At 59.1% G+C, this 14,394-nt stretch carries 11 protein-coding genes and 1 pseudogene; 9 read left to right on the forward strand and 3 right to left on the reverse strand.

What is annotated here, in order from left to right; genetic code table 11:
• Positions 1-29 precede the first annotated feature (29 nt).
• Entirely contained in the window at positions 30-1,067 is a 1,038-nt protein-coding gene (locus ACESQ2_RS10055; RefSeq protein WP_049071393.1) for an NADP-dependent oxidoreductase, read from the forward strand.
• 42 nt (positions 1,068-1,109) lie between these two features.
• Here ACESQ2_RS10055 and rihA read toward each other — a convergent pair whose 3' ends face one another.
• On the reverse strand, positions 1,110-2,045 hold the full coding sequence (rihA, locus tag ACESQ2_RS10060) for a pyrimidine-specific ribonucleoside hydrolase RihA (protein ID WP_025107881.1): 936 nt from the start codon (positions 2,043-2,045) through the stop codon (positions 1,110-1,112).
• A gap of 293 nt (positions 2,046-2,338) precedes the next feature.
• On the opposite strand from rihA, the gene ACESQ2_RS10065 reads away from it, so the two are divergent.
• Entirely contained in the window at positions 2,339-2,638 is a 300-nt protein-coding gene (locus ACESQ2_RS10065) for a DUF406 domain-containing protein (protein ID WP_025107880.1), read from the forward strand.
• Between the two features lie 73 nt (positions 2,639-2,711).
• Here ACESQ2_RS10065 and pqqU read toward each other — a convergent pair whose 3' ends face one another.
• On the reverse strand, positions 2,712-4,823 hold the full coding sequence (gene pqqU, locus ACESQ2_RS10070) for a TonB-dependent receptor PqqU (RefSeq protein WP_046877299.1): 2,112 nt from the start codon (positions 4,821-4,823) through the stop codon (positions 2,712-2,714).
• A 263-nt stretch (positions 4,824-5,086) separates the two neighbouring features.
• On the opposite strand from pqqU, the gene ACESQ2_RS10075 reads away from it, so the two are divergent.
• A complete protein-coding gene (locus ACESQ2_RS10075) occupies positions 5,087-6,148 on the forward strand; it encodes a YncE family protein (protein ID WP_014229249.1) in 1,062 nt (353 codons plus the stop codon).
• Positions 6,149-6,380: 232 nt separating this feature from the next.
• Positions 6,381-6,602 carry a YgdI/YgdR family lipoprotein gene (locus ACESQ2_RS10080; protein WP_009652277.1) on the forward strand — a complete coding sequence of 74 codons (222 nt, stop codon included), beginning with the start codon at positions 6,381-6,383 and terminating at the stop codon, positions 6,600-6,602.
• Between the two features lie 45 nt (positions 6,603-6,647).
• Here the strand turns inward: ACESQ2_RS10080 and ansP are convergent, their stop codons facing one another.
• Positions 6,648-8,108 carry an L-asparagine permease gene (gene ansP / locus ACESQ2_RS10085; protein WP_025107878.1) on the reverse strand — a complete coding sequence of 487 codons (1,461 nt, stop codon included), beginning with the start codon at positions 8,106-8,108 and terminating at the stop codon, positions 6,648-6,650.
• A gap of 268 nt (positions 8,109-8,376) precedes the next feature.
• Here ansP and ACESQ2_RS10090 point away from each other — a divergent pair, with 268 nt between their 5' ends.
• From ACESQ2_RS10090 to ACESQ2_RS10110, 5 genes and pseudogenes are all read left to right on the forward strand, one after another.
• Positions 8,377-8,916, forward strand: coding sequence for an AAA family ATPase (locus ACESQ2_RS10090; RefSeq protein ID WP_046877300.1), 540 nt, complete (start codon positions 8,377-8,379; stop codon positions 8,914-8,916).
• 518 nt (positions 8,917-9,434) lie between these two features.
• Positions 9,435-10,436: an MsnO8 family LLM class oxidoreductase gene (locus ACESQ2_RS10095; RefSeq protein WP_046877301.1), complete on the forward strand. Its 1,002-nt coding sequence runs from the start codon at positions 9,435-9,437 to the stop codon at positions 10,434-10,436.
• A complete protein-coding gene (locus tag ACESQ2_RS10100; protein WP_046877302.1) occupies positions 10,433-11,554 on the forward strand; it encodes an amidohydrolase in 1,122 nt (373 codons plus the stop codon). The genes ACESQ2_RS10095 and ACESQ2_RS10100 overlap by 4 nt, the downstream gene beginning before the upstream one ends.
• Before the next feature lie 30 nt (positions 11,555-11,584).
• Positions 11,585-13,864: pseudogene (locus tag ACESQ2_RS10105) on the forward strand (NtaA/DmoA family FMN-dependent monooxygenase).
• Between the two features lie 11 nt (positions 13,865-13,875).
• Positions 13,876-14,385 carry a GNAT family N-acetyltransferase gene (locus ACESQ2_RS10110; protein WP_004120729.1) on the forward strand — a complete coding sequence of 170 codons (510 nt, stop codon included), beginning with the start codon at positions 13,876-13,878 and terminating at the stop codon, positions 14,383-14,385.
• Positions 14,386-14,394: the final 9 nt, after the last annotated feature.

Genomic DNA, 14,394 nt, shown 5'->3' on the forward strand with positions numbered 1-14,394 from the left:
ATACAGACTTGTCAAAAGAGGAGTTTGTTATGGCTTTCAATCCGCAACGCCACCGCCGCTGGCTGCTGGCATCCCGTCCGCACGGCGAGCCGACCGGGGAAAACTTCCGCCTGGAAGAGGGTGAGGTCGCTTCTCCCGGGCCGGGACAGCTACTGCTGCGCACCGTCTTTCTGTCTTTAGATCCCTATATGCGCGGGCGGATGAGCGACGCTCCTTCCTATTCGCCGCCGGTCGCCGTTGGCGCGGTGATGGTGGGCGGCACCGTGAGCCGCGTCGTGACATCGAACCATGATGATTATCAGCCCGGCGACTGGGTGCTGGGCTACGGCGGCTGGCAGGATTATGAACTCTCCGACGGCAGCGGGCTGGTGAAGTTAGGCGAGAGCCCGGAACACCCTTCCTGGGCGTTGGGGATCCTCGGCATGCCGGGCTTTACGGCCTATATGGGGCTGCTGGATATTGGTCAGCCGAAAGCGGGCGAAACGCTGGTGGTCGCCGCCGCCACCGGGCCGGTTGGCGCAACGGTCGGACAGATTGCGAAGCTGAAAGGCTGCCGTACGGTGGGCATCGCGGGCGGCAGCGAGAAGTGCCGCTATGCGGTAGAAACCCTCGGCTTCGACGCCTGCATCGATCACCGCGCGCCCGATTTCGCCGTCAAACTGCTTGAAGCCTGCCCGCAGGGGATCGATATCTACTATGAGAACGTCGGTGGGAAAGTGTTTGATGAAGTACTGCCGCTGCTGAACACCTCGGCCCGCGTGCCGGTTTGCGGCCTGGTCAGCGGCTACAATGCCACCTCGCTGCCCGACGGCCCGGATCGTTTACCGCTGCTGATGGCGACAATCCTCAAAAAACGCATCCGTATGCAGGGCTTTATTATCGGCCAGGATTACGGGCACCGGATTGCCGAGTTCCAGCAGGAGATGGGGCGCTGGGTGCAGGCAGGGAAAATCAAATACCGCGAGCAGGTGGTTGACGGCCTGGAGAACGCGCCGCAGGCGCTTATCGGTCTGCTGAAGGGCGAGAACTTCGGTAAAGTGGTGGTTCGCGTCTCTCCTGACGAGTAGCTTTTTCCCGGCAGGCATCGCGCCTGCCGGTTTTATGATGATTTACGCGTAAAACGCCAGCCGCTCCGCCAGCAGGTCAACAAACGCCTGGCGATCGACATCGAGCATCACCGTTGCGTTCGGCTTCCTGCCGGTCAGATTGTAGAAATCGACCACGGTCATTCCCTGGGTATATTTCCCCTGCGTTTCCACGCCGACCCAGCGTTCAACGGTGGTAAACATCTCCGGCTTCAGCAGCCAGGCAATGGTGCACGGGTCGTGCAGCGGCGCGCCGACAAAGCCCCATTTCTCATCCTTATGGTACTCAAGGAAGAAGTCGAGCAGTTCGGCGACGATGGTGGATATCGGGTTGCCAATGCGGCGGAAGCGCTCAATATCCTCAACGTGAATTTGCGCTTTATGGGTGACGTCTAACCCGGCCATCACCACCGGAATGCCGGACTGGAAAACGATCTCCGCCGCTTCCGGGTCGACGTAGATATTAAACTCGACCGCCGGCTGCCAGTTACCCAGCACCATCGCACCGCCCATTATCACGATGCGGGCAATTTTGGCATGCAGTTCAGGGTGGCTGTTGAGCAGCAGGGCGACGTTGGTTTGCGGGCCGGTTGCGACGATGGTGACCGGCTCGGCGCTGTCGCGCAGGGTTTTGGCCATCAGCTCGACGGCGGTGCACGTCTGGGCGGCAAAGCCCGGTTCCGGCAGCGCCGGACCGTCAAGACCGCTCTCGCCATGCACGTTATCGGCGATAATCAGCTCCCGCATCAACGGCTTGAGCGCGCCGCCGGCTACCGGAATATCCGGGCGCTTAAGCAGGGTGAGCATCCGCAGGACGTTGCGCAGGGTTTTGTCCGGGGTCTGATTTCCCGCGGAAGAGGTGACGGCTTTAACATTGAGTTCGGGTGAGGCGAGGGCAAGAACGAGGGCAATCGCGTCATCATGACCCGGATCGCAATCGATAATCACTGGCAGTGCCATAGCAGCTCCTTGTTGGCGTTATTTTGTGACAAGGGTAACGCCGTAAAGCGGTATAGACGAGGCTTAGCGCAGGATAGTGTGATGACGTGCACGATTGAGCGCCGATATCGCGCGACGCCTTGCCAATCTATCTGCCTGATCCTTGCGCAATCAGGGGGTAGCCATGCGGTGGCGCAAAAAGTCGCTTCTCGCGGAGGCCTATAATGATAAAACGACTCAACCATACAAATATTCATGGTTTGCTTTCCGCCAACGGATTCTTATTCTAAAGAAAACTTCAAGAGGTAACCGCAATGAAAGATGTTGTAGATAAATGCAGTACCAAAGGCTGCGCCATTGACGTGGGCTCGATTATTGATAATGAGGACTGCGTCTGGCGGGTAGAGAAAAACTTCGCCAGCCGCGAAGAGGCCGAGTCCACCATCGCGGCCGTCCGCGAACGTGCCCTGGCCGCCGCGCCCGCCAGCGAGCCGCCGCAGGTCGACTATACCATCGTGGCCGCCGGCGATGAGGCAAAGCTTGAGGCTTCGATTGCCTTCTCCTGCCAGGCGGAAAAGATCATTTTCGAATTGTCGTTAAGAAACGTGATTTAACGCCATCGAGCATCCACGGCTAACCCTCAACAGGATCCTGCGGGCGATCCCGTTGAGGTCCCGCAATTAAGCGTTACTCAAACCGCCATGCCAGATTTAGACCGATACCGTAATTACGGCCCGGCGCCGGTTCGTAGTAGCGGCCGTTGGATTCGTTAACGATAACCGAGCCCGCGTAGCTGCGGTCGAACAGGTTATCGACGCGGCCAAACAGATCCATATCCATTTTGCCGTAGCTCCATTTATAGCCGGTCGTCAGGCCGACCACCGTCCAGGATGGGGCTTTGGCGGTATTCTCATCGTTAGCCATAATATCGCTCATATAGCGAATATCGCTGCCCGCGTACCAGCCTTTTTCGGGCTGGTAGCCAAAGGAGGCATAGCCCATGTTGCGGGCGATCCCCGGAATGCGATTGCCTTTACAGCTGGCATCATCACAGACGTTGGTACGATAGGTCGCATCCAGCCAGGTCCAGGCCGCTTTTAAACGCCAGCTCTCGCCGAACTGCTGATCCAGCCCCAGCTCCATCCCCTGGCGACGGGTTTTCCCGGCGTTTTTGTAGCTTGTACGCCCGCCGCTGCTGGCGTCGACGACAATCTCATTGTCGGTGTCGGTCTGGAACAGCGCGGCGGTCAACAGGCCGTTGCCGATACGCGCCTTGCTGCCAATTTCAACGGTTTCGTTGGTGGACGGCTGCAGGCCAAAGTTCAGCCCGCCCTGGTCGCCGGAGCGATAGGAAAGCTCATTGATGGTCGGCGTTTCGAAACCGCGGCCGGCGGAGACGTAGACGTTCCACGCGTCGGTTACCGCATATTTCAGCGATCCTGCCGGCAGCCATTTATGATAGCTGGCCTCGCCGCTGTCATCGCCGTTGCCCGGCGTAATGTAATAATCGTTGGAATCGAACCAAACCGAGCTGTAGCGCACGCCCGCGTCCAGAGAGAGTTTCTCGGTGAGCTGCCACTGGGTTTGCAGATAGGGATCGACGTTCCACATCAGGTTACGCTCGTTGCGGCGCAGGTCTCCCTTTTCACCGTACTGCGGCGCGCCGTCGCTCATAACAAAGTTTTCGTAACCTTTGCGGCGCTCGCTCATGGTTTCGTAATCAAGACCGGTGGTAAAGGTGACCGGCACCAGCAGCTCGCCGCGGTGGGTCCAGCGGGTATCAATCCCCTGGTAGTGACGCGTCAGGTCGATAACGCCGCCAGCATGGGTGGGTTTGAGCTGCGGCGCGCGAGGAATCGATTGATACTGGGTGGTCTCACGTTCGCCGGCGTACATCATCACGCTCAGATCGTCCTGCTCGCTCAGCTGTCGCTCGTAGCGTAAACCGGCCTGGGTCTGTTTGATGGTTTTGCGGGTATTGTACTCATCGCCTCTTGGCGACTGGCGCGGATTATTTTGCCATTCGTCGTAGCTCAGGCCGCCCGCGTCATTAGCTTTAATATCCACGCTGTTAAACAGCAGGGTCAGCTTACTGACGTCGTTGATGCGCACGCCGAGCTTCGCGTTGGCAAGATTCTTACGCGCGCCGCTATGGTCGCGGGAGCCGTGGGTGGTGAAGCGGTTGGTGGAAACCACGTAGTCGACGTCGCCCGCGTGGCTGCCGTCGCCCACCGCGCCGGTCGCTTTCATACCATAATGCCAGGTGCCAAAGCTGCCGTAGTAGCTGCTGGCTTCGATAGTGGGCGGCTGGCTTCCGGTCTGGCTGGTGGCGTTGATCACCCCGCCGGAGGAGTTACCGTACAGGGCGGAAAAAGGCCCGCGCAGCACCTCGAGCGAATCGAGGCTGCCAATATCAATATTCGAGGTTTGCCCCTGGCCATCGGGCATGGTAGCCGGGATACCGTCGACGTAAATACGCAGCCCGCGCACGCCGTAGGTGGAGCGGGACCCGAAGCCGCGAATCGAAAGCTGCAGATCCTGCGCGTAGTTCTGGCGGTTTTGCACCTGCAGTCCCGGTACCGCGCCCAGCGACTCGGAGAGGTTTACCCGCGGCGCGGCCTGACGCATCTCATCGCCGTTAACCACGCTAACGGCGGCGGGGGTATCGAGTTCAGAAACCGCCGACGGCGCGGCGGTAACCACCATAGTCTGTTCAGCGGCGAGAGCGGTTGGCCCTGCGGAGACCAGCGGCAAAATCAGAGCGGGGAGCGCGGCGGCGCGCACGGAAAGGATTTTCATCAAAGTTACTCACAAAACGAACCAAACGGAACATATGTATATATGTTAGCTCTTTTGTAAATTTTTTGAAAAGACTTAACGGAATTTGAGTTAACAAATAGCAAGAATTGCGTGATGCCGAGAGCGCTACGGGTAATTAACGCTCCACATTGCGATAAATAATGATTACTATTCGCATTCCAAAGAAGAGCGCAAAGCGATGATTTTGCGCCCCGGAAGCACTGTCGAGCAGGCATATATTTGTTTTATCAAAGGGAGTCGTCATGTCATTACGTCATCTGTCCGCGCCGCGTCTGCGCCGTTCACTGTTGTTAACTTCGTTACTGCTGGCGGGGAGCTTTAGCGCCCACGCGGCGGAAGAAATGCTGCGCAAAGCCGTCGGCAAGGGCGCATACGAAATGGCCTATAGCCAGCAGGAGAATGCGCTGTGGGTGGCCACCTCGCAAAGCCGTTCGCTGGATAAAGGCGGTATCGTTTACCGTCTCGATCCGACGACTCTCGAAGTCACGCAGATTATTCATAACGATCTGAAACCCTTCGGCGCGACGATCGATAACGCCACTCAGACCCTGTGGTTTGGCAACACCACCGACAGCACCGTCACCGCCATTGATGCTAAAACCGGGAAAGTGAAAGGGCGTCTGGTGCTTGACGCCCGCCAGCGCAGCGAAACCGTACGTCCGCTGGCCCCGCGCGAGCTGGCGGTCAACGAGAAAACCAACACCGTCTACATCACCGGGCTGGGTAAAGAGAGCGTGATTTGGGTGGTGGATGGCGACAAGCTAACGCTGAAAGACACCATCGCCAATACTGGCGCAATGGCGACCGGCCTGGCGCTGGACGCGGAAGCGAACCGTATCTATACCACCAATGCCGACGGGGAACTGGTGACTATCGACAGCACCAGCAACAAAATCCTGTCGCGTAAAAAGCTGCAGGATGATGGCAAAGAGCACTTCTATCTCAACCTGAGCCTGGATACCGCCGGACATCGCGCCTTTATCACCGACGGTAAACAGCCGGAAGTGCTGGTGGTCGATATTCGCGATGGCAAAGTGCTGGAGAAGATCGCCGCGCCGGAGTCCCTGGCCGTGCTGTTTAACCCGACCCGCAATGAAGCCTACGTGACGCACCGTAAAGCCGGCGAAGTGAGCGTGATCGATGGTAAGACCTACAAAGTGGTCAAGACCTTCAAAACGCCGACTCATCCGAACAGCCTGACGCTCTCCGCCGATGGTAAAACGCTGTACGTCAGCGTGAAGCAGGAGTCGACGCGTCAGAAAGAGGCGACCCAGCCGGATGACGTTATCCGCATCGCGCTGTGATCCTGACGGGAGGGGGCAACCTCTCCCGCCATCAGTGTGTTCGCACTGCAGCCGGGTGGCGGATTACGCCTCACCCGGCCTACAAAATGCACTGTTTGCTGTCTGACCGAAAACCGCACCCATCCAGATATCACCCTCTGTTACAAACACTTATTAGCCTGATAAATGTAATGGCTATAAACTTACGGCTTTCCTGCGCAAGCGGGACGGTGGCATTAATCCTGGAGAAAAGATGAAAAAATCATTAATGGTTGTTTGCGCCGGCGCGATGCTGGCTCTTCTGGCGGGCTGTAGCTCAAACTATGTCATGACGACAAAAAGCGGGCAGACTATCGTAACGCAGGGCAAGCCGAAGCTGGATAAAGATACCGGAATGACCAGCTATACTGATGAGTCGGGCAATAAGCGCCAGATTAACAGCAGCGATGTGGCCCAGCTGGTGGAAGATAATTAAGTTGTGCGGTTGCGGTTTGCCCGGTGAGGCAAACCGCAAAGTGATTTATTGCTGTTTTTCAATATTCGGCGCGGTGCTATGAATGTCATGCACGCGCTTGCGCACGCCAAACCAGCCGGCGACCAGCAAAACGGCAATCAGCGGAAGCGAACCGATGGTATAAGTCCCATTCGGATAATCGAAAGCCATTAATACCAGCACGCTAAGCAGGAACAGCAGGGTCAGCCAGGAGGTAAAAGGCGCCCCCGGCATCTTGAAGCTAACGTCCGCCGCTTTGCCTTCCTTGATCGCCTTACGCAGGCGCATCTGGCACACCACAATAAAGCCCCATGAAGCGATAATCCCCAGCGACGCGACGTTAAGGACAATTTCAAACACCTGCGAAGGCACCAGGTAGTTGAGGAATACCCCAACGACATACACCGCCAGCGTCGCCAGAATCCCGGCGTAGGGCACGTGGTGGCGGCTCATTTTCGACATAAACTTCGGCGCCGAACCGCCCATCGACATGGAGCGCAGAATACGCCCGGTGCAGTAGAGGCCGGAATTGAGGCTGGAGAGCGCGGCGGTTAACACCACGATATTCATCACGCTGCCGATATACGGCACGCCCAGCTTCGAGAAGAAGGTGACGAACGGGCTCTGCCCGGCCTGATAGGCATTCCACGGCAGCAGCAGCACCAGCAGCAGCACGGAGCCAACGTAGAACAGACCAATACGCCAGATAACGCTGTTAATGGCGCGCGGCACCATGGTCTGCGGATCTTTACACTCGCCAGCGGCGGTACCCACCAGTTCGATAGAGGCGAAGGCGAACACCACCCCCTGTACCAGCACCAGCGCCGGCAGCAGGCCGTGCGGGAACAGGCCGCCGTTATCGGTAATCAGGTGGAAACCGGTGGCATTGCCATCCAGCGGCTTTCCGCTGCCAAGAAAAATAGTCCCGACCACCAGAAACGCGACGATCGCCAGAACTTTCACCAGCGCGAACCAGAACTCCATCTCGGCGAACCATTTCACGCCGATCATGTTCATGGTGCCGACAATCGCCAGCGCGCCGAGGGCGAAGACCCACTGCGGAACGTCGCCAAACGCGCCCCAGTAGTGCATATACAGCGCGACGGCGGTGATATCGACGATCCCGGTCATCGCCCAGTTGATAAAGTACATCCAGCCCGCAACGTAAGCCGCTTTTTCGCCGAGGAACTCGCGGGCGTAGGAGACGAAGCTGCCGCTGGAGGGGCGATGAAGCACCAGCTCGCCAAGCGCGCGTAAGATAAAGAACGAGAAGAGGCCGCAGACCAGATAAACCAGCGCCAGGGCCGGTCCGGCCATCTGCAGGCGCGCGCCCGCGCCGAGGAACAGGCCGGTACCAATCGCGCCGCCGATGGCAATCATCTGCACCTGACGGTTGCCCATCGCCTTGTGGTAGCCCGACTCCTGCGAGTTCAGCCAGTGGCGTTTGGCAGCGTGCTGCTCCGCCACGCTAGAGTGTTTTGTATTCATTGATGTCGCTATTTTCCTGTCAATGTCCATGAAGTGGTTCGTGCTGCTGGCTCTCTCATCATTCTGAGGAATGAGATAAGCGAGCATGGCGGAGAATCCTACACGTATCGGAAAATGGACGCACGCAAAAGATTTGCGGACAGCACTTGCTTAAATATCAATGAGATCGGAAGCTTTTCGGCGTTCGCGCATGATGGGGAAATTTTGCTCATCGTTTTAACGTTATTGCGCTATTATTCTCCGCCCGCGTTTTGCCCGAGAGACCACGATGAAAATCAACGTAGTAGGGACCAGCGGCGTCGGCAAATCCACCCTCGCGCGTCGGCTGGCTCAGGAACTGTCACTGCCTTATATTGAAATGGATGTGCTCTACTGGCTGCCCGAGTGGCAAGGGACGCCGGACGATGAGTTCTACGCCAAACTCACCGCCGCGCTCGCCACGCCCGGCTGGGTGCTGGACGGCAACTATAACCGCAGCCGCCCGGTAAAATGGCGCGATGTGGAGCTGGTGGTGTGGGTGGACTACAGCTTCTGGCGCACGATCCGCCAGGCGGTCCGTCGCGCGGCTTCACGCGCAAGCCGACGGCAGGAGCTGTGGCCCGGCACCGGCAATTGCGAAACCTTCCGCCGCTCTTTCTTTAGCCGGGACTCTATTATTCTCTGGACGCTGAAAACCTGGCGCAACAATCGCCGGCGTTACCTGGCGGATATGCAGGACCCGCAGTATCAACACATTCGCTTTGTTCGTTTACGCGACCAGCAGCAGACCGAGGCGCTGGTGCGCGAGCTTCGGCAGAATAGCCGATAATCCCCCGGCTCGCGCTGCGCGTAGCCGGGCTACCGGACCGCAGATTGTCGGTAACCCGTAGCCCGGGTAAGGCGTTTACGCCGCAACCCGGGGAATATGCCGTGACGTGGCATTGCTGCGGCTTCTTCCCGGCTTGCGCTGCGCTTAGCCGGGCTACCGAACCGCAGATTGCTGGTAACCCGTAGCCCGGGTAAGGCGTTTACGTCGCAACCCGGGGAATATGCCGCGACGTGGCATAGCTGCGGCTTCTTCCCGGCTCGCGCTGCGCTTAGCCGGGCTACCGGGCTGCGGATTGCCGGGAACCCGTAGCCCGGGTAAGGCGTTTACGCCGCAACCCGGGGAATGTGTCGTCACGTGGCATTGCTGCGGCTTCTTCCCGGCTAAGCGCAGCATCGCCTCCGGGGCAGTTACCTCACCGCATATCTAATTTCCGGCAGAGCACATGTAAATAAATTGTTTCTCACCAGCCGCGGGCGCTTCTAATAATGCAGTCATGTTAATCCACATGAGCCTGCGAAATGTCTTATCGAATCAGTATCCTGGATAAAAGCCCGCTGGCAGCCGGAGAAACGGCTGCCCAGGCGTTGGCGCGTACATTAACGCTTGCGCAACAGGCGGAAGCCTGGGGCTATCATCGCTTCTGGATAGCCGAACACCACAATACTGGCCAGCTCGCCAGTCCGTCGCCAGAGCTGGCCATTGCCTGGATCCTTGGCCAGACCCGCAGGATTCGCGTTGGCTCCGGCGGCGTCATGCTGCAGCACTACAGCCCGTATAAAGTGGCGGAAAACTTCAATATGCTGGCTTCCCTCGCTCCGGGCCGCGTGGATCTGGGCGTGGGCAAAGCCCCTGGCGGACTGCCGCTCTCCACTCGCGCGTTGCAGCAGGGGCTTAACCCACAGCAAAAGGGGCGTTTTGCCGACCAGCTGGCGCAGCTCGACAACTGGCTGTCGCTGACCGAAACCGACGGTGAGGAGAGCGTCCGCGCAACGCCGATCCCGCCGCGTCGCGCCGACGGCTTTCTGCTCGGCGCCAGCCTGGAGAGCGCGCAGCTTGCGGCGCAGCTGGACTGGAACTTCGTCTTCGCCGCCCATCTCAACGGCGATAAGCAGCTGCTGCGCGAGGTGTTAATCCGCTGGCGCGAACTGAGCCGTCGAGACGCGATTATTGCCGTCCAGGTCATCGTGGCCGAAGAGGCCGCGACGGCGGCGGAGCTGGCAAAATCCGTCGAAACGTGGGGCGTTGAGCTGGAAAACGGCCAGCGGGTCACCGTCGGCAGCGAAGCGCAGGCGGCCGCCTTTGCCCGTCAGGCGGGCAGCAGGCCGACGCGCATCGCCCGGCGGGAATCGGCGGTGCTGTTCGGCACCCCGGAACAGGTGAAAGCGCAGCTGGATGCCCTGCAGTCGGCCTGGAACATCGACGAATTTATTATCGACACGCCCATTAACGATGGCGCGGCGCGCCTTAACTCCCTGCGCCTGCTGGCCCGGGCGCATTTGAGCGCGGAGGTGCAGCCATGAGCCTTTCCGAACAGTTAATTCGCTGGCGGCGCGAACTGCACCAGTACCCCGAGCTCTCGCTGCAGGAGGTCGACACCACCGCACGTATTCGCGACTGGCTGCAGAGCGGCGGCATCAGCCTGCTGCCTTATGAACTGAAAACCGGCGCGGTTGCCGAAGTGGGCAGCGGCGATAAGGTGATAGCCCTGCGTGCCGATATCGATGCGCTGCCTATCGAAGAGGCGGCCAGCGTGCCGTTTCGCTCGTTGAATGCCGGCGTAATGCACGCTTGCGGGCATGATATTCATACCAGCGTGATCCTTGGCGCGGCCTTACTGCTGAAACAACGCGAAGCGCAGCTGGCGGGACGCGTCCGTATTCTGTTCCAGCCGGCGGAGGAGAGCTTCGGCGGCGCGAAAACCCTGATTCGCGCCGGCGTGCTGGAGGGCGTTTCCGCCATTTTCGGTATGCATAATGAACCGGGTCTGCCGGTGGGCGAATTCGCCACCCGAGGCGGCGCGTTTTACGCCAACGTCGATCGCTTTGTGTTTAAGGTGACCGGCAAAGGCGCTCACGCCGCCCGGCCTCATGAAGGGAAGGACGCCATTCTGCTGGCCAGCCAGCTGGTGACCCTGCTGCAAAGCGTCGCCAGCCGCGAAGTGAATACCCTTGATTCCGTGGTGCTTAGCGTCACGCGGATTCAGGGCGGCAATACCTGGAACGTCCTGCCGGAAAGCGTCGAGCTGGAAGGTACGCTGCGCACCCACAGCAGCGCAGTCCAGCAGCGGGTGAAAGCGCGGGTAAGCGAGATTGCCGCCGGCTTCGCCAGCGCCTTCGGCGCGCAGATCGATGTCTTCTGGTACGCCGGACCGACCGCGCTGGTTAATGATGAGCGCTGGGCCGCTTTCGCCAGCGACGTGGCCGATAAGTCTGGCTACCGCACGCACCATGCGGATCTCCATCTCGGCGGGGAGGATTTTGCCGTTTATCTTCAGCATATTCCCGGCGCGTTCGTCAGCATCGGCAGCGCCAGCGAATTTGGTCTTCACCATCCGGCGTTTAACCCGGATGAGCGTTTAATCGCCCCGGCGGCGCACTACTTTGCCGATCTGGCAGAGCAGGCATTAAAAGCACTTTAATTATTCAGGGTCATTGACTAAGGATTAACGATGTCTGAACAACGGCAGCTGCGCATTGGTACTATATTACACGGCGCATCGGGAAATATGTCGGCCTGGCGTCATCCGGCCGCGGTGGCCGACGCCAGTATTAACTTTGAGTTCGTCAAGCAGACGGCGTTAAAAGCGGAAGAGGGCAAGCTCGATTTTATTTTTGTTGCCGATGGCTTATATATTAATGAAAAATCGATCCCGCATTTTTTAAATCGTTTTGAACCGCTCACCGTATTATCCACCCTTGCGGCGGTAACTTCGCGTTTAGGCCTGGTCGGTACCCTGTCGACCTCCTACAGCGAACCCTTTACCACCGCCCGCCAGTTCGCCAGCCTCGATCATCTGAGCGGCGGCCGCGCGGGCTGGAACGTGGTCACCTCGCCGCTGGAAGGCTCAGCAAAAAACTTCTCCCGCGCCCAGCATCCCGATCATGCGCTGCGCTACCGTATTGCCGATGAATATCTGCAGGTTGTCAAAGGCCTGTGGGACTCCTGGGAGCAGGACGCGTTTATTCGTAATAAAGAGAGCGGCCAGTTCTTTGATAAAAATAAGCTGCACACGCTTAATCATCACGGCGATTTCTTTAAAGTAGCCGGTCCGCTAAATATTGCCCGCACGCCGCAGGGCCGACCCATTATCTTTCAGGCGGGCGCCTCCGATGACGGTAAAAAGTTAGCCGCCAGCCACGCTGACGCTATTTTTACCCATCAGGAGTCGCTGGCGGAGGCGCAGGCCTTTTATCGCGACGTCAAAAGCCAGCTTGCAGCGCACGGCCGCCGGGAGAGCGAACTACATATCTTCCAGGGCGTCAGCGTCATCGTTGGCGACAGCGCCGACGATGTGGAGCAGCAATACCAGACCACCGCTGCGCTGGTATCGATTGAAGACGCGCTGAATTATCTCGGCCGCTATTTTGAACATCACGACTTTGCCCAGTATCCGCTGGATGAGGCGTTTCCGGATATCGGCGACCTCGGGCAGAACAGCTTTCGCAGCACCACCGACGAGATAAAACGCAATGCCCGCGAACGCGGCCTGACACTGCGCCAGGTGGCGCTGGAGGCGGCCAGCCCGCGACCGCGCTTTGCCGGAACCGCCGAAGAGGTGGCGGATGGTCTGCAGCAGTGGTTTGAACAGCGCGCGACGGACGGTTTTATTATCCAGGGCGGTACGCCGGATACCTTCCCGCGCTTTGTGGATCAGGTGGTACCGATTCTTCAGCAGCGCGGACTATTCCGCCGGGAATATCCCGGCACCACGCTGCGCGAAAGCTTAGGGCTGGCAGAGCCCGTGAATCAATTCCAAAAACAATAATAGAGAACACCCGCTATGCAGAAAACGCAGAAAAAATCGCTATTACTGGCGCTGGCGCTGGCGCTGGCCGTTAGCGCGTCATCCTGGGCGCAGAACGTCACGATCAACGGCACCGGCGTGAGCCTCGAAGCCAACAAAACGCCGATTCATACGGCGAAAAACCCGCAGGCTATCGCGCAGCTGCCGAAAGGTCTCCACCTGGCGGTGCCGGGTAAGCTGACGGTCGCGGTCGCCGCGCTGAACTCACCGCCGCTGACCGTGTTTTCTGACGATAACAAAACCCTGCTCGGCAGCGAGGTGGATATCGCCCGCCTGGTGGCCGACAGCCTCGGGCTGGAGCTGAATGTGGTACCCACCTCGTGGGAGGACTGGCCGCTCGGCGTCGCTTCCGGCAAATATGATGCGGCGGTCAGCAATATCACCGTGACCAAAGAGCGCAAAGAGAAGTTTGATTTCGCCACCTACCGCAAAGATTCGCTGGGTTTTTACGTCAAGAGCACCAGTCCGCTGAGCAAAATTGAAAAAGCGGAAGATATTGCCGGGCTGCGGATTATCGTCGGCTCCGGCACCAATCAGGAAGCCATTTTGCTGGCGTGGAACGCCGAGAATCTCAAGAAGGGGCTGAAGCCGTTTACGCCGGTCTACACCAAAGACGACGCCGCCCAGACCCTGGCGCTGCAGTCCGGGCGCGCCGACGCCTTCTTCGGCCCCAACGTGATCGGCGCGTGGAAAGCGGCGCTGACCGGCAAAACCAAGCTGGTAGGCAGCGTTGACGGCGGCTGGCCGAAGGCGGCGCATATTGCCGTGACGGTGAAAAAAGGCAGCGGTCTGGTTGAACCGGTACAGACGGCGCTGAACGGCGCAATCCGCAGCGGCGACTACGCGAAGGTGCTGAACCGCTGGGGGGAAGGCGTGGAGAGCATTCCGCAATCGGAAATCAACCCGGCCGGACTCGGCGACTAACAGGAGGCATGATGAGCGATCTATTCCGCGATGTCTCCCCGGAAGCGCCGGAGCTGCAGCCGATTATTGAGGGCCTGTTCGGCGAGTACGCCGCGCGCTACGGCGACTATTTCTCCCGCGATGCCGAAGTCGAGCTGACTGAATGGTATCTGGCGCCGCAGGGGCTATTTATCGTGCTGGAGCGCGAAGGGGAAATTATCGCCACCGGCGCGTACAAACCGAAAGATGCCCATACGGCAGAAATCAAACGTATCTGGACCCATCGTCGTCTGCGCCAGCAGGGGCTGGCGGCGAAAGTGGTGCAGGAGCTGGAGCGACGGGCGCTGCTCGCAGGCTACAGCCATATCTATCTGACCACCGGTTTTCGGCAGCCGGAAGCGGTGCGGCTCTACCTGAGCCAGGGCTACGAGGCGCAGTTTGACCTCAGCCGCGATCCGGAAGAGTACAGCCTGCCGCCGTTCGATGGTCGACTGCGCTTTACGAAAGCGCTGGCGGTCAGCGCGCTGAGCCAGAGCGCTTAAGGAGCCAAT

This window comes from Klebsiella sp. Q11 (genome assembly GCF_964241505.1).
GTDB lineage: Bacteria > Pseudomonadota > Gammaproteobacteria > Enterobacterales > Enterobacteriaceae > Klebsiella > Klebsiella michiganensis.